Annotated in this window: 14 protein-coding genes; 7 read left to right on the plus strand and 7 right to left on the minus strand. The window is 43.0% G+C overall.

All coding sequences use genetic code 11. The features are described 5' to 3' along the window. Positions 1 to 38: 38 nt before the first annotated feature. The 3 genes from H561_RS0101730 (at position 39) to H561_RS0101740 (ending at position 2,247) form a co-directional block, all read left to right on the plus strand. Complete coding sequence (locus tag H561_RS0101730; RefSeq protein ID WP_027385437.1) at positions 39 to 608, plus strand: fasciclin domain-containing protein; 570 nt, start codon at positions 39 to 41, stop codon at positions 606 to 608. A gap of 94 nt (positions 609 to 702) precedes the next feature. Next, complete coding sequence (locus H561_RS0101735) at positions 703 to 1,410, plus strand: ferritin-like domain-containing protein (RefSeq protein WP_027385438.1); 708 nt, start codon at positions 703 to 705, stop codon at positions 1,408 to 1,410. A gap of 27 nt (positions 1,411 to 1,437) precedes the next feature. Continuing rightward, positions 1,438 to 2,247 carry a ferritin-like domain-containing protein gene (locus H561_RS0101740; protein ID WP_027385439.1) on the plus strand — a complete coding sequence of 270 codons (810 nt, stop codon included), beginning with the start codon at positions 1,438 to 1,440 and terminating at the stop codon, positions 2,245 to 2,247. A gap of 213 nt (positions 2,248 to 2,460) precedes the next feature. On the opposite strand, the gene H561_RS0101745 is transcribed toward H561_RS0101740, so the two are convergent. The 7 genes from H561_RS0101745 to H561_RS0101775 all read right to left on the minus strand — a co-directional run bounded on the left by H561_RS0101745 (position 2,461) and on the right by H561_RS0101775 (position 8,473). Then, positions 2,461 to 3,168 carry a DUF421 domain-containing protein gene (locus tag H561_RS0101745; RefSeq protein WP_027385440.1) on the minus strand — a complete coding sequence of 236 codons (708 nt, stop codon included), beginning with the start codon at positions 3,166 to 3,168 and terminating at the stop codon, positions 2,461 to 2,463. A gap of 51 nt (positions 3,169 to 3,219) precedes the next feature. Continuing rightward, on the minus strand, positions 3,220 to 3,759 hold the full coding sequence (locus H561_RS0101750; RefSeq protein ID WP_027385441.1) for a GNAT family N-acetyltransferase: 540 nt from the start codon (positions 3,757 to 3,759) through the stop codon (positions 3,220 to 3,222). A 40-nt stretch (positions 3,760 to 3,799) separates the two neighbouring features. Next, positions 3,800 to 5,068 (minus strand): adenosylmethionine--8-amino-7-oxononanoate transaminase, encoded by a 1,269-nt coding sequence (gene bioA, locus H561_RS0101755; RefSeq protein WP_027385442.1) that lies wholly within the window; start codon positions 5,066 to 5,068, stop codon positions 3,800 to 3,802. 64 nt (positions 5,069 to 5,132) lie between these two features. Beyond that, on the minus strand, positions 5,133 to 6,113 hold the full coding sequence (bioB, locus tag H561_RS0101760) for a biotin synthase BioB (protein WP_027385443.1): 981 nt from the start codon (positions 6,111 to 6,113) through the stop codon (positions 5,133 to 5,135). After that, the gene (gene bioD, locus H561_RS0101765) at positions 6,098 to 6,721 is read right to left on the minus strand and encodes a dethiobiotin synthase (RefSeq protein WP_034761077.1); all 624 of its coding nucleotides are present in this window, start codon (positions 6,719 to 6,721) and stop codon (positions 6,098 to 6,100) included. The genes bioB and bioD overlap by 16 nt, the downstream gene beginning before the upstream one ends. A 26-nt stretch (positions 6,722 to 6,747) precedes the next feature. Then, positions 6,748 to 7,857, minus strand: a complete 1,110-nt coding sequence (locus H561_RS0101770) for an aminotransferase class I/II-fold pyridoxal phosphate-dependent enzyme (protein ID WP_027385445.1) — start codon at positions 7,855 to 7,857, stop codon at positions 6,748 to 6,750. Beyond that, entirely contained in the window at positions 7,850 to 8,473 is a 624-nt protein-coding gene (locus tag H561_RS0101775; RefSeq protein WP_027385446.1) for a hypothetical protein, read from the minus strand. The genes H561_RS0101770 and H561_RS0101775 overlap by 8 nt, the downstream gene beginning before the upstream one ends. Before the next feature lie 65 nt (positions 8,474 to 8,538). Here H561_RS0101775 and H561_RS0101780 point away from each other — a divergent pair, with 65 nt between their 5' ends. The 4 genes from H561_RS0101780 (at position 8,539) to H561_RS0101795 (ending at position 15,420) form a co-directional block, all read left to right on the plus strand. Then, a complete protein-coding gene (locus tag H561_RS0101780) occupies positions 8,539 to 10,020 on the plus strand; it encodes an aminotransferase-like domain-containing protein (RefSeq protein WP_027385447.1) in 1,482 nt (493 codons plus the stop codon). A 122-nt stretch (positions 10,021 to 10,142) separates the two neighbouring features. Then, positions 10,143 to 11,180, plus strand: a complete 1,038-nt coding sequence (locus H561_RS0101785) for a ligase-associated DNA damage response exonuclease (RefSeq protein ID WP_034761191.1) — start codon at positions 10,143 to 10,145, stop codon at positions 11,178 to 11,180. A 139-nt stretch (positions 11,181 to 11,319) separates the two neighbouring features. Then, positions 11,320 to 12,900 (plus strand): ATP-dependent DNA ligase, encoded by a 1,581-nt coding sequence (locus H561_RS0101790; protein ID WP_027385449.1) that lies wholly within the window; start codon positions 11,320 to 11,322, stop codon positions 12,898 to 12,900. Positions 12,901 to 13,020: 120 nt separating this feature from the next. Next, the gene (locus tag H561_RS0101795; protein WP_051349278.1) at positions 13,021 to 15,420 is read left to right on the plus strand and encodes a ligase-associated DNA damage response DEXH box helicase; all 2,400 of its coding nucleotides are present in this window, start codon (positions 13,021 to 13,023) and stop codon (positions 15,418 to 15,420) included. Positions 15,421 to 15,437 lie beyond the last annotated feature (17 nt).

Below are 15,437 nucleotides of genomic sequence, written 5' to 3' on the forward strand. Positions count from 1 at the left end.
CAGAATTTCAAATTAATAAATAAATTAAAAATCAAATAATGAATACAAGATCAAAAATCGCAGTTTTAGGAATGGTGGCTTTATCATTCGCATTCAGTGGTAACGCAGCTGCACAAATGACGAAAGAAAAAACGGTAATGGTTGGCGGTGCCGCAATGTATCCATCCAAAAACATTATTGAAAACGCAGTAAACTCCAAAGATCATAAAACGCTGGTAGCTGCGGTAAAAGCAGCCGGGCTGGTGGAAACTTTACAGGGGGCAGGACCTTTTACTGTACTCGCTCCTACCGATGCGGCATTTGCCAAACTTCCGAAAGGAACGGTTGAAAGCCTGGTAAAGCCTGAAAACAAGGCAATGCTGACTAAAATCCTGACCTATCATGTTCTTGCCGGGAAATTCAATGCTAAAGAAATTATGGCTGCCGTAAATGCGAATGGCGGAAAAGCAATGATGAAAACTGTAGAGGGCGAGCAGTTAACGTTCTGGACAAAAGGAAAAGATCTGTTTGCAAGGGATGCTAAAGGCAATGATGCTAAAATTACGATAGCTGATGTCAATCAGTCAAATGGAGTGATTCATGTTATAGACACGGTTTTAATGCCGTAATGGTTTGTTAGTTGTGAAACAGCATAAATTTTTTTATGCTGTTTTTTTTCTCTCCGTCATTAATGTAAAAATTAACACTTAAACAAATTATATTATGAAAAAAACCATCAGTGTTTCTAATCAGGGAGCCACCCTTGATACCAACAGAAGAAACTTTTTGAAATTGAGTGGTGTGGGTTTGGCCATGGCCGGGCTTACATTGATCGGCTGTGAAGACAGTGACTTTGAATTTGTTGATTACAATGTTTTCGATCTTGGAAAAGGGGATGTCGGTATTTTAAACTATGCCTATGCACTGGAACAGCTTGAAGCGGATTTCTATACCAAAGTGGTCAATAATTTCTATTCAGGAATTTCAAGTGCGGAAAAAGATATCCTTACAGACCTTTACCATCATGAAGTTATTCACAGGGATTTTTTTAAAGCAGCCATCAGTGGAGCCACTACCAATGTTCTTCCGACTCTTGAATTTCAGTATCCCGGTGTGAATTTCAGCAACAGGAATTCCGTTCTTGCCACGGCAAAAGCATTGGAAGATACAGGGGTGGCCGCCTATAACGGTGCAGGAAAGTATATTACGAATGCAGATTACCTGGTTATTGCCGGAAAAATAGTTTCTGTGGAGGCCAGACATGCCGCTGCTATCAGAGACCTAATCAGTCCGGGGACGGCAGCCTTTTCAGGGGATGATGTAATCAATGCCAACGGACTTGATGTAGCGAAAGAGCCCAAAGAGGTGGTAACCGTAGCAGGAGGATTTTTTAAAACCCCGTTTACCTGGAAAGAACAAGGAATCGGCTAATTTATTCACTTCACAAAAATTTACATTATGAACATTCTAAAATTATTAGACAGGTTATCTGACGATAAGTTCTTCACCACGGAAGCTTCGAGATTAGAAACCCTCACCCATATTTCTGAATTCGGTAAGAAAGCTGCCGTTGCCTCCATTCCTTTAGGATTAGGAGCATTAATGACCACCTCTGTCAATGCCCAGACAACAACTGTACCGGGAAATACCAACAAAAGCGTATTAACCGATGCGCTCCAGCTTGCCCTGGTCTTGGAATATCTGGAAGATGAATATTATTCTCAGGGACTGGCAAAAGCAGGACTGATTCCAAGCACCGACCGTCCGGTTTTCATGCAGATTTCAAAACATGAATCGGCACACGTGGCTTTCCTGAAAACCACGCTGACTTCACTGAATGTAACTCCAGGAGCAAAACCCAACTTCGATTTTACAGCAGACGGTGCCTTTGATCCTTTTTCAGATTACAGTGTTTTCCTTATCCTCGCCCAGGCATTTGAAGATACAGGTGTAAGGGCATATAAAGGTCAGGCCGGAAATGTAATGTCCAATAAAACGGTATTGCAGGCAGCTTTACAGATCCACTCCGTAGAAGCGAGGCATGCCTCACAGGTCAGAAGAATGAGAGCCAATAAAGGCTGGATCGAACTGGCAGACGGCGGAAGCATGCCGGCAGCGACCAACCCTGTATATGCAGGAGAAGGGGTTACTCTACAGGCCGGATTTAATACGGCTACGGCTTTCGGGCCGGAAGCAGGTTCTGCTGCTTACGATGAAATTTTAACGGGAAGTGATGCTCAGGCCATTGCAGCAATGTTTATTGACTGAGGAAATTTCTTAATGTTAGGTGTGTGTGTCCCTTTCCGATTTCGGAAGGGGGCTTTTTTTGAACCGGAGAATAAAGAAAGATAATAGATTTTATAAATGACAATCATACTATGTTTAACATAATATGCATAATCATTATATTTGTGAATCGAAATAATTTTTTTTCATCATTTGTGTTTTTTTAGGCTCCTTTCTTTGGGAGCCTTTTTATTTTTAAGTTACCCGCTTTTTGTTACTGGCCTCGACCCACTCATCTTTTTTACATTTACAACAGCTTCCTGCATTGCCTGCATCCTTTTCTTCTGTATATCCGCAAAACGTACATGAATAGAATCCTTTCATACTTATTGTTTTTGTAGGGTTTTCCAGGGATCCCGGCATAATGGGAAGCCCGTATTTCACCTGGCTGTCTTCAAAATAAAAAACGCTGATTTCGCCGGAGACTTCTTCAATGGCCCTTTCGATCTGGCCCAGCTGTGATATACCTTTCAGCCTCAGTTCTGCGAAAAATTCATCACTTCCAAGATTTTCCTTTTTAAAATTTTCAATAGAGAATTCCCCGTTTTCAATCAGACAGATGGATGTCCCTTCCAGTAATTTCTCCAAAAATTTGCTTTTTCCTATAAGATAGGTTACAGAAGTGTAGAGCAGAATAATCACCATAAAAACAATGATTGAAGATGCTATTCCTACTTCTTTATAAAACATCGGGTCACCTGCCGCTGAACCCAGTCCGATAATTACGACTAATTCAAAGAGCGACAGCTGTTTCACTCCCCTCTTCCCCAATATCCGGAGACCGATAATAATCGTCAAAAACATAATAGAGGTCCTCAGAATGATCTCGAAAAGAAATGACCATTCTTCCTGTCCCATTAAAAATTCCTTCCATTCTAACTGTAAAAGAAATGAAGATACCATAAAATTTATTTACGGTCTGGGCTTCAAAAAATAAGCCAATGAGTATAGCATTTATGGATGAAGTTTCCAGTCTTCTTTAAGCAAAGCATAAATGACATCATCTACCCATTGGTTTTTCCAGAACAGACTCTTAACAAAATGTCCTTCTTTTCTGAACCCGATGCGTTCCATTAAGCGTAAAGAACCGGTATTTTCAGGATCAACGGAGGCTATGATCCTGTGTTTTTGAAGATTGTTGAATAAGTAATCAATAACACCTTTCAAAGCCTCGGCGGCATAGCCTTTTCCGTGAAATTTCTTGTTTACGGTAATTCCCAATTCGACCTGACTGTTTTCTTCACCGAAAAAATGAATTCCGATATCTCCGATAACGCCATCGGTTTCTTTATCAGTTATTAGAATCTGGTACCAGGTTTCCGGCAGGTTAAACTCCTTATCATTTCTTTCGATAAATCCGTCCACTTCTTCCAGGGTTTCAGGAATCCAGCTTTGGAATTTATTGGTTCCGGCATCAGAACGGTAATCGAAAATAGCCTGTCTGTCTTCAGGCACCATATCACGAAGGATCAGTCTTTCTGTTTCAAGCAGCATAATAATGTATTAACTGATGTAAAGATAAGGAGTTCAGCTGTTATTTTAAATCGTCAAGGACCTCCATAATATGGGTGTAAATAAATTCCAGTTCCTCCCGTGTGATACAATAAGGCGGAACAAGGTACATCACATTTCCCAGGGGACGCATGATGATCCCTCTTGACAGAAATTCATGGTAAAGCATTTTTCCGGTTTCATTGAAATAGGAAGTTTGCCGGTTATTTTTAACTTCCCACGCTATGATTGTACCGGTCTGCCTTACCTGCCCAACCTGCGGATGCTGCCGAAAAATTGCCGAAAAATCAGAATGCTGTTCAGTGATCCTCTGAATATCTGCTTGCGTTTCTTCATCCAGTAATAATTCCATACTGGCTAGGGCTGCCGTGCACGCCAGTGGGTTTGCGGTGAAAGAATGACCGTGAAATAAAGTTTTGTACGGGTCTTCGGACAGAAATACCTCAAAAATACCCTGTGAGCAGGTGGTGATACCCATAGGCATGGTCCCGCCGGTCAGGCCCTTTGAAAAACACATGATATCCGGCTTTTCGGAAAGATAATTTGCCGCAAACAGTTTCCCCGTCCTGCCAAAGCCTGTAAAAACCTCATCCTGAATCATCAGGATACCCTGCTCCCTGCAGAATTTCATAAGTACATCCAGATCTTCCGCCCTGTGCATCAGCATTCCCGCAGCTCCCTGAACCAGCGGTTCATAAATAAAGCAGGCAACCTCATCTGAATGACTTTTAATGACCGCTTTTAAATTCTCGAGATTTTCCGGATCCGGCGTATCGATAAAAATCACTTCAAACAGCATCTCTCTGAAAGGTTTTGTCCAGGCACTTCTTCCGCTTACGGACATGGCCCCGAACGTATCGCCGTGATAGGCATTATGAAAGGCCAGTATTTTTGTCTTCTTTATTCCTGTATTATGGGCATGCTGAATACAGATCTTCAGGGCAACCTCCACTGCTGTCGACCCGTTGTCGGAATAGAACACCTTCTTCTGGTTCTCAGGAAGGAGTTTTAATAAATTCTCCGAAAGCTCTATTGCCGGCTGATGGGTAAATCCTGCAAAAATGACCTGTTCCAGTGTATTGAGCTGCTCGGCTACTTTTTTGGCAATATAAGGGTGCGCATGGCCGTGAAGCGTAACCCACCAGGAAGAAACGGCATCGATGTATTTATTTCCCTGATCATCGAAAAGATAAACCCCTTTTCCTTTTACAATAGGGATGGCATCTGCTGCCGTTTTCATCTGCGTATACGGATGCCAGTTGACTGCTTTATCGCGTTGCTGTAAGTTCATAGATTCTGAAAATAAGTAATTTGTGAATGATTGTTCTATTTGCTGTAGAGGGGTAATTCATCATTTAGCAGCCTGCTTTTTCTCTCTTCATCGACTTCAGTCCTAAAGTTTCGAGCATTTGCAGATCTTCCGAGATGCCAGGATTCGGAGTGACAAGCAAAGTTTCATTTTCACCAGTAAAAATGGAATTTGCCCCTGCCATAAAACACCACGCCTGCTCAAATTCCGTCATTTCTATTCTTCCTGCGCTTAAACGGATCATTGAAGAAGGCATAATGATTCTTGCCGTGGCGATCATTCTTACCATTTCCCAGGTATCGGTTTTTTTATTGTCTTCAAGAGGTGTCCCTGCTACTCTTGCCAATGCATTAATCGGAACGGATTCCGGATGCCTCGGCATGGTGGCTAAGGTCAACAGCATGGAAATCCTGTCATGATGGGTTTCTCCCAATCCGATAATCCCTCCTGAACAGACGGTAATCCCGGCTTTTCGGACATTGTTGATGGTGTTGATCCGGTTGTCAAACGTTCTGGTGGAAATAATCTCTTCATAATACTGTTCCGAAGTATCAAGATTATGGTTATAGGCATATAAACCTGCTTCCTGAAGGCGGACTGCCTGGTCTTCGGTCAGCATTCCCAGGGTACAGCAGACTTCCAGTCCCAGTTCATTAACGCCCTTTACCATATCGATCACCCGGTCGAAATCACGGTTATTCCGTACTTCCCGCCACGCCGCGGCCATGCAGAACCTGGATGAGCCTCTGTCTTTCGCCTTCTGGGCATGTGCAATGACCGTTTCTGTCGGCAGTAATGCCTGAACCTTGATATTGGTATGATACCGTGCTGCCTGCCCGCAGTAGGAACAGTCTTCCGGGCAGCCTCCGGTTTTTATCGAAAGCAGCGTAGACATCTGAATTTCTTCAGGATTATGCCACTCCCGGTGAACGGCAGCTGCTTTGTAGATCAGCTCAAAGAGCGGAAGATTATAGATGTCCCTGACTTCTTCTTTTGTCCAGTCATTTCTTATTAGTTTTCGATCCATTCTTTTTCTGATAATTGTTTTGTAATACTTTCTATATGTTCTTTTGTTATATTTTCAAGATCCGGAATCCTTATCACGTAAGTTTCCTGTGGAAGATGCCTGCAGATAACACGCTCTGTATCCGGTGGGAAATTTCCGTTAAGGATCAGGTACTTCAGCTGTAGTGTACGCTGCTGCAAGGCCATTACTGATAACAGAGTGTGATTGATGCATCCCAGGTAGTTCCTTATCACCAAAGCCACAGGGAGATCCAGCTTTTTAATCAGATCAATCATACATTGATATTCATTAAGCGGCACCATCAGTCCTCCGGCTCCTTCCACGATCAGATGATTTGAAGTTTCAGGGATTTTGAATGTATTTAAATCTATTGTAATTCCTTCTTCTTTAGCTGACTGATGAGGTGAAGCAGCCAGCTTGAAACGATATGTTTCCGGGTGACAAACGGTATCATTTCCAGTCCAGTTTTTTATTTTCATGCTGTCGGAATACTCAAGATATCCCGACTGAACGGGTTTCCAGTATTCCGCATTAAAATATTTAGTTAAAATCGCCGAACATACGGTTTTCCCGACTTCAGTCCCTATTCCGGTTATAAATAATTTCATAATATTGATTCAATAATTTCTCCGGCTTATATAATATCTCTGATAATTCCCGCGAGTTTTATAATTTCTTCTTCTGTATTAAAGCTGTGAATACAGATCCGGAGACGTTCCGACCCTTCCCTGACCGCAGGGCTGTAAACAGCGTACGTTAACAATCCCTCATCGTACAATATCTTTTGCAGGCTTTTCAGTTTCCGGGTATCGGGAACCAAGATTGCCTGAACAGGACTTGTTTCTGACGAAATTGAATCCAACTGCTGCTGACGGAAAATTTTGATATTTTTCTGAAGTCCTGCGGATCGTTCAGGATGCCTTTTCAAAAATTCATATCCTGTTTTTATGCCCGCCCATTGCGCATCGGGAGCTGAGGTTGTATAAATGAACGGCGAGGCAAAATTGATCAGATAAGATATCAGTACATCATTACTGAGGACTGCGGCACCATGCATGCCCAAAGCTTTGCCATAGGTAATCACTGCTGCCAGAACTTTGCTCTGGAGGTTATATCGGTCTACCAGGCCGTACCCAAATATTCCGAAAGCATGCGCTTCATCCACAATCAGGCCTGCTGCATACTTTTCACAAATCCCGGCGATCTCCCGGACAGGGGCAAAATCCCCATCCATGGAATAAAGGCTTTCTATGGCAACATAACAGTTTCCGTTTTGCCTGCTTAATAGCCTCTCCAGATGTTCAGGATCATTATGCCTGAATTTTAATTTCTTAGCATGCGACATGGTGCAGCCGTCATGTACGGAACGATGGATTTTTTCATCGGCTATAATGGTATCATGCCGGTGCGGAATTGCTGAAAATAAAGCCAGGTTCGCATTGTATCCGGAATGAAAAAGCAGCGCGTCAGGGTATTGATGTTCATGGGCGATCCATTGTTCGGTTTCAGTTATATGATCACTGTTTCCACTGATTAATCTGGAACCTGTATTGCCCGAAAGCAGCTGAGGATTTTGAATGATTTTTTTCAACAGCAATTCATGAAACTCTTGATTTCCCGCCATTCCTAAATAATCATTGGAATAAAAATCAATGCCTTCAGGTCTTGGCTGCAATGCCCTTAAATTCCCATGCTTCTTTCTTTTATCCAAAGCCTCCCGCAGATGCAGCTGCCCTTTATGCATAATCAGGGATGGTCACTTCATCGATAATGGCTTTAATCCATGCGTCATGCAATTCTTTTTCAATCCGGACTATATCTTTTGCATGTCCATGCCAGCTTTCAGAAAAATTATCAAGCTGGGAAATCATTTCTTCCAGATGGCCTTCTTCTTCAAGAATAATGGATTTAACCATAATCTTCGATGATGTTTTGGTGAGAACATCCTGATAAACCGGATATAATTCATCAGCACGAATTTCAATAGCATAGGTTACAAAAAGATAGGCCGCATATTTAAGTTCTTCCTGGGTCAGGCTGAAATGTTTTATCAGGTATTTACAGGCTTTTATGTCCAGGGCATGCAGGTACTGCCTTGTTGCTGCCGCAGCCAGCAGTTCATCATTCTCGTAAGTAGTGCATAGTCCGCTACCCAGTTTTCCGATCTGCTTTTTCAGGTAATAGGCATGGCGGTGTTCCTCACAGGCATGTTTCAACTGAATGACATTCACGTGGGTGGGATGCTCACAGGCTGAAATTTTTTTGGCTCCGGCATTTTCCATAAACGAAAGGGTATTCAGCCATCGTGCATGCGTCCGGGGATCCTGAATAATTCTTTCAATAAGGCTATAGAATTCCATAGATTTTATTTTGATTCCAAAATTAGTATATTGCCGGACGGTTGAATGGTGCCAGTTTTAATATTATGGATAGTCCGGTTGAAATTCCTTACAAAAGTTTTATTACGATAGAAAGAAATTCTGATGTTTCTATATACCTGCAGGTTGCCGGCCAGCTGGTTAATGCCATACAGCGCGGCTATCTTCCTTTCGGGACAAAACTTCCGGGAACAAGAGTTTTAAGCCGTCTTCTTGAGGTTCACAGAAATACGGCAGTAAATGTTTATGAAGAATTACTGGCCCAGGGCTGGATAGAAACTTATCCCAATAAGGGAACTTTTGTGATCGGCAAAGAACGGGAACAGCCGTTGAAAATTAAGAAATTTGAAAAGAACCATCTTGGAAACTATCCGGAAACAGCCGGGTTTTCCTTTAATACTTCCAATATTCTGGACAATCCATTTGAGTATTCGGGCTGCGACTACCTTTTCAACGACGGCATCCCCGATATCCGGCTGACCCAGATTGACCAGCAATCCAGAATTTACAGTGCAACCTTAAAACGGAAAGCCCATAAGATCGGGCAATACAATTACGACGGAAGTGAATTTTTTAAAAAGAATCTTTCTCAATATTTAAATCTGTCCAGAGGTTTACCGATTTCAAGAAACAATCTTCTGATCACGAGAAGTACGGAAATGAGTATTTACATCGTTTCACAAATATTGCTGACACAGGATGATACAGTTCTGGTAGGCGAACTGAGCTATTTCTCAGTCAATATGATTTTTCAGAAAGCCGGAGTAAATATCCGGCCCATTCCGATTGACGAGCATGGAATAAATGTGAATGAAGTAAGGAGCGTCTGTGAGAAACAAAAGGTCAGGATGCTGTATCTTACCCCGCATCATCACTATCCCACGACGGTCACATTAAATGCACAGCGAAGGCTGAAACTGTTGGATCTTGCTGTTGAATTCGGCTTTATTATTCTCGAAGACGATTATGATTACGAATTCCATTATGATAAAAGTCCCATTTTGCCCCTGGCCAGTGCAGATACACATGGCATGGTCATATACATCGGTTCTTTCGGAAAATCATTGGCTCCCGGTTTCCGGACAGGCTTTATCGTTGCTCCCGAAAATCTGATGGCAGAAATGCGTAAATATCTGGGGATTATAGACCGGCAGGGCGATGTGCTGATGGAACATGTTCTGGGCGAAATGATTGCCGAAGGCGAAATCAACCGGTATCTGAAAAAATCACTTAAAATTTACAGGGAAAGAAGAGATCATTTCTCCCTGCTTCTCGAGGAAAAACTGGGAGAATGGATCAGTTTTCAGAAGCCTTCGGGCGGACTTGCGGTCTGGGCAGAGTGGAAATTACCGGTTAACCTGATGAAACTAAGCCGGGAATGCTCAAAAAGCAATCTGTTCATTCCGAAAACACTGCTTTACCAGAATAAACACCTGACAGCCATGAGGCTCGGATTTGGAAATTTCAATCTGGATGAAGCTGAAAAAAGCATTGACATTCTTTCAAAGACGGTCAAAAAGCTATCCTGATTATCATTTTGAATAATCTGATATTGACATCAACCTTGCTGGTACCCAATTATGAAGATTAAAATCATAATTTTTTAAATGATTGGTTAGGTTTTTGAATGGTAAAATTCAAATCCGTACTATTGAAACTGATCACATTTACCAATAAAGGCATTTACTGTCCGCAGGGAAAGTTTTATATCGATCCCTGGAGGCCGGTAGATCTTGCCTTAATTACGCACGGGCATGCTGACCATGCCCGCTGGGGAATGAAAAAATACCTCTGCCATCATTTCACGAAACCGATTCTTCATAAAAGGATCAGTGAAGACATCGAGTGCCAGAGTGTGGAATATGGCGAAGTGGTGAATATGAACGGCGTAAAGGTTTCACTTCATCCGGCAGGCCATATTATCGGCTCTGCGCAGATCCGGCTGGAATATAAAGGGTATGTAAGTGTTATCTCCGGAGATTATAAAGTAGAGGATGATGGGCTGAGTACACCTTTTGAACTGGTAAAGTGCCATGAATTTGTTACTGAAAGTACGTTCGGACTTCCTATTTACAACTGGCTGGAAGTGGATGACCTTAACAAAAGAATGCAGAGCTGGGTGCTGAAAAATAAAGAAAATCAGAAAACATCCGTATTTATAGGATATTCCCTGGGGAAAGCACAGCGGATCATGAAAGCGGTGGAAGGCCTCGGGAAAATCCATGTCCACTACTCTATCGGAAAGCTGAATGAAGCTTTTGAAAATGCCGGGATTATACTTCCAGAATATGAAGTCCCGGATTTCAGGGAAAGCGTAAAGCATGTACAGGATGATATTGTTATTGTCCCGCCTGCCTTACTGGACAGCAATGTTATCAAAAAAATCCCAAATCCTGCAACGGCCATCTGTTCAGGCTGGATGCAGGTGCGCGGGGCGAGAAGATGGCGGAGTGCGGATGCCGGTTTTCCCATGAGTGATCATGCGGACTGGAGCGGTTTGTTACAGGCTATAAAAGCAACGGAAGCAGAAATTGTTCATGTTACACACGGCCAGACCGAAGTTTTTTCAAAATATTTAAATGAAATCGGGATAAAGGCAGATGTTGTAGAAACTTTATACGGTGATGATGAAGAGGAAACTGAAAAGGAGGAAACTGCTGAAGCATCTGAATCTCAGCCCAAGGGCTAATTCATTAATTTAAATAGTATACAAACGACCTGAACAAAATCCTTTTATTCATAAAGAGAGCAATGGAGAAGTTTACAAATGAAGGTCATAGCAGTCCCAATTATTAAAGAATCGATTACCGGAAATTATATTTTAAATTATGAAGCATTTCGCAGAACTGATCAATGCCCTCGAGAGCACCAATAAGACCAATGCAAAGATCGATGCGATCATTGATTATCTGGAACGTGCACCGGATGATGATAAAGTATGGTTTATTGCGCTGTTTACAGGCAAAAGGCCCAAACGGAATGTCAATACCAACTATATGAAAGAATGGGCACTGCAAATTACCGGGCTGCCCTTCTGGCTTTTTCAGGAAAGCTATTCTTCGGTAGGAGACCTCGGGGAAACCATTTCATTGATCCTTCCGCCGCCCACTGAAAAAATTGAACGTACGCTGTCCCAATGGATGAATGACATCAGTGGGTTAAAAGGCGAGTCCGATGATGAGAAAAAAGACTTTGTCCTGCGATCATGGAACGGTCTGGACTATACGGAACGCCTGATTTTTAATAAATTACTGGGCGGAAGCTTCCGGATCGGGGTTTCGGACAAAACCCTCATCAATGCCCTGACGAAGTTCTCAAACCAGGAATCCAGCACATTAATGCACAGCCTGATGGGAAAATGGGCTCCGGAAGAAGCATCGTTCCAGGAACTTATTTCCGCTGAAAATATCAATCCCGACAATTCAAAACCCTATCCTTTCTGCCTGGCTTATCCTCTGGAAAAAGAACTGGAAGACCTCGGAACTCCTGATGAATGGCTGATTGAATACAAATGGGACGGAATCCGCGGACAGATCATCAGAAGGAATGATGAAGTGTTTATCTGGTCCAGAGGTGAAGAACTGATTACCGAACAATTCCCTGAAATTACAGAAGCGGTTCAGCAGATGAAAGGCAATTTTGTCATCGACGGAGAGATACTGGCGGTAAAAGATGGTAAAGTTCTGAACTTTAATGAGCTTCAGAAAAGACTGAACCGGAAAACATTGACCAAAAAAATGCTTTCCGAAATCCCGATCCAGGTTTTTGCCTATGATATACTGGAACTGGAAAACAATGACCTGAGAGAAAAGCCGATCTCTGCAAGGCGTGCCATGCTGGAAGAACTGCTGCTGAATGAAAGTCCGGAACATATTAAGCTTTCCCAAGTCATCGGTTTTGAAAGCTGGGATAATTTAAACCAAATCAGAGAAAACTCCCGCGATATCAACAGTGAAGGGCTCATGTTAAAGAAAAAAGACTCCTTCTACCATTCCGGACGTAAAAAAGGGGACTGGTGGAAATGGAAAATCAACCCTTTAACCATCGATGCGGTAATGATTTACGCACAGAAAGGAAGCGGGAGAAGAAGCGGTTACTATACTGATTATACCTTTGCCGTAAAGAACGGCGATGCGCTGGTTACCATTGCAAAAGCCTATTCCGGGCTTACGGATAAAGAAATTATGGAAGTCAGCCGTTTTGTGAATAAGAATGCCATTGAAAAATTCGGTCCGGTCCGTACCGTAAAGGCTGAACTGGTCTTTGAAATTGCGTTTGAAGGCATCGGGTTCAGCAACCGTCACAAAAGCGGTGTTGCCCTGCGTTTCCCCAGGATTTTAAGGTGGCGGAAAGATAAAACGGTTCATGATATTGATGATCTTGAAGAAATTAAAAAGCTCATTCAGTAATTTCTTTAAATAATTAAATAAAAAACGATTCATAAATTGCGGACACCGCATTAAAAAATCAGGATAAAAAAATTGACTGCTTTTGAAAATACCAACGGATTCACCGTCATTCAGAGCTGGATGGCGGATAAAGAAATTTCCCCTTTTAAATTTCAGGCTGAAACGTGGTGCAAATTCGGAAGCGGATACAGCGGGATGGTAATTGCCCCGACCGGTTTCGGGAAAACCTATTCTGTCTTTTTAGCACTGATTACGGATTTCCTTAACCATCCCGAAAAATATGAAAAAGGGCTGAAAATGATCTGGATCACCCCGCTACGTTCCCTTTCAAAAGATATTGCCAAAGCCATGCAGGAAGCGATTGATGAAATCGGCCTCGACTGGATGGTGGGCGTAAGGAACGGTGACACCGACCCTAAAGTACGCCAACAGCAGGTTAAAAACATGCCGGAAATTTTAGTGGCCACTCCGGAAAGCCTGCATCTGCTGCTCGGGCAGAAAAACCATCAGCGGTTTTTTAAAAGTTTAAAAGTCATCGTGGTTGACGAATGGCATGAGCTTCTGGGATCAAAACGCGGCGTGATGATGGAGCTCGGGATTTCTCAGCTCAGAAGCTATGTTCCCAAAATAAAAATCTGGGGCATTACCGCAACTATCGGGAATCTTGATGAAGCCATGGAAATCCTGATTCCGTACCATATTAAGAAAACCACCGTCACCGCTAAAGAAAAAAAGAAAATAGATATTGTTCCGGTTTTTCCGGATGAAGTTGAAATTTTACCCTGGGCAGGACATCTCGGGCATAAGCTTGCGGATAAAGTGGTCCCGATTATCCTCAACTCCACTTCCACCATTGTCTTTACCAACACCAGAAGCCAGAGTGAGATGTGGTACCAGTTGCTGCTGAATGCCTATCCTGATTTTGCAGGGCAGATTGCCATCCATCACAGTTCCATTGATGCCCACCTGAGGATCTGGATTGAAGAAAACCTGAGCTCCGGTAAACTGAAAGCGGTTGTTTCAACCTCATCGCTGGATCTTGGAATCGATTTTAAGCCTGTGGATACGGTAATTCAGATCGGTTCTGCGAAAGGGGTTGCCCGGTTTTTACAACGGGCTGGCCGAAGCGGGCACTCTCCTTTTGAGACTTCGAAAATCTATTGTGTGCCTACCCATTCTTTAGAACTGATTGAAGTGGCCGCTCTTAAGGAAGCCGTGAAAAACAATGTGATTGAACCGCGTGATCCGCAGGTGCTGTGTTTTGATGTCCTGGTTCAGTTTATGATGACCCTGGCAGTCGGAGACGGCTTCTATCCTGATGAGATATATCCTAGGATTAAAGAAACCTTTGCATTCCGGGAAATGAATGAGGAAGAATGGAAAGGCATCATCGATTTTTTAACGATCGGCGGAAAAGCACTGAGAAGCTATGAAGAGTTCCATAAAGTAGTCATTGATGAAACCGGGCTGTATAAAGTAACCTCAAGGCGGATTGCCATGCTCCACCGGATGAATATGGGCGTGATTGTAAGCGATGCGATGCTTAAGGTAAAGTTTATTTCCGGCGGCTATATCGGGATGGTGGAAGAATATTTTATTTCGAGGTTAAAGAAAGAAGATAAATTCATCCTGGCGGGAAGGGTTTTGGAAGTGGCAATGATCAAAGATATGACGGTATTTGTCCGGGCCTCCAAAGGAAAAGCATTTGCCCCGAGCTATCTTGGCGGAAGACTTCCGCTTAGCTCCAACCTGGGACATTTTCTGCGCGAAAAATTATCCGGAGCCCTCAATCCAAAAGCTTCCGAAAAAGAGCTTAAATTCCTTCATCCGCTGCTGGCCAACCAGGAAGAACGTTCACATATTCCAAGGGAAGACGAATTCCTCGTTGAGATGATTAAAAACAGGGAAGGCTATCACCTGTTCATGTATCCTTTTGAAGGGCGGCTGGTTCATGAAGTGATGGCCGCCCTGGTGGCCTACCGGATTTCAAAGCTTGCTCCGATTTCTTTCTCAATGGCAATGAACGATTACGGTTTTGAACTGTTCAGTGATAAAGAAATCCCGCTGACGGAAGAAAACCTGCACGGCATCCTGACCCGCGACAACCTGATGAATGACGTGATTTCAAGTATCAATTCGGCGGAAATGGCAAGGCGAAAATTCCGTGATATTGCCGTGATTTCCGGAATGGTGGTTCAGAATTTCCCGGGACAGCAGCGTTCCAACAAATCACTGCAGAGTTCAGCAGGACTTATTTTTAAAGTACTGGAAGATTATGACCCTAATAATTTCCTTGTCAGGCAGGCGTATACGGAAGTCTTCAATATGCAGCTGCAGGAACAGAGGCTGGTAGGAGCTTTCAAAAGAATTGAAAAGTCAAAAATTATCCTCAAACATGCGGCCTCGTTTACGCCTTTAAGCTTCCCGATCAAGGTGGACAGTCTTCGGCAGACGCTTTCCAGTGAAGATCTGGATTCTAGGATCCAGAAACTGATTCAGCAGGCCAGGAAAGTAAAATGAAGACAAGAAATTGAAAA

The sequence above is a fragment of the Chryseobacterium gregarium DSM 19109 genome (assembly GCF_000430845.1).
GTDB classification, from domain to species: Bacteria; Bacteroidota; Bacteroidia; order Flavobacteriales; family Weeksellaceae; genus Chryseobacterium; species Chryseobacterium gregarium.

Bases quoted from the DNA above. Each gene is read 5' to 3' on its own strand.
- H561_RS0101730 (WP_027385437.1), top strand. From the start codon at position 39: ATGAATACAAGATCAAAAATCGCAGTTTTAGGAATGGTGGCTTTATCA.
- H561_RS0101735 (WP_027385438.1), top strand. From the start codon at position 703: ATGAAAAAAACCATCAGTGTTTCTAATCAGGGAGCCACCCTTGATACC.
- H561_RS0101740 (WP_027385439.1), top strand. From the start codon at position 1,438: ATGAACATTCTAAAATTATTAGACAGGTTATCTGACGATAAGTTCTTC.
- H561_RS0101745 (WP_027385440.1), bottom strand. From the start codon at position 3,168: ATGGTATCTTCATTTCTTTTACAGTTAGAATGGAAGGAATTTTTAATG.
- H561_RS0101750 (WP_027385441.1), bottom strand. From the start codon at position 3,759: ATGCTGCTTGAAACAGAAAGACTGATCCTTCGTGATATGGTGCCTGAA.
- bioA (WP_027385442.1), bottom strand. From the start codon at position 5,068: ATGAACTTACAGCAACGCGATAAAGCAGTCAACTGGCATCCGTATACG.
- bioB (WP_027385443.1), bottom strand. From the start codon at position 6,113: ATGGATCGAAAACTAATAAGAAATGACTGGACAAAAGAAGAAGTCAGG.
- bioD (WP_034761077.1), bottom strand. From the start codon at position 6,721: ATGAAATTATTTATAACCGGAATAGGGACTGAAGTCGGGAAAACCGTA.
- H561_RS0101770 (WP_027385445.1), bottom strand. From the start codon at position 7,857: ATGCATAAAGGGCAGCTGCATCTGCGGGAGGCTTTGGATAAAAGAAAG.
- H561_RS0101775 (WP_027385446.1), bottom strand. From the start codon at position 8,473: ATGGAATTCTATAGCCTTATTGAAAGAATTATTCAGGATCCCCGGACG.
- H561_RS0101780 (WP_027385447.1), top strand. From the start codon at position 8,539: ATGGATAGTCCGGTTGAAATTCCTTACAAAAGTTTTATTACGATAGAA.
- H561_RS0101790 (WP_027385449.1), top strand. From the start codon at position 11,320: ATGAAGCATTTCGCAGAACTGATCAATGCCCTCGAGAGCACCAATAAG.
- H561_RS0101795 (WP_051349278.1), top strand. From the start codon at position 13,021: ATGGCGGATAAAGAAATTTCCCCTTTTAAATTTCAGGCTGAAACGTGG.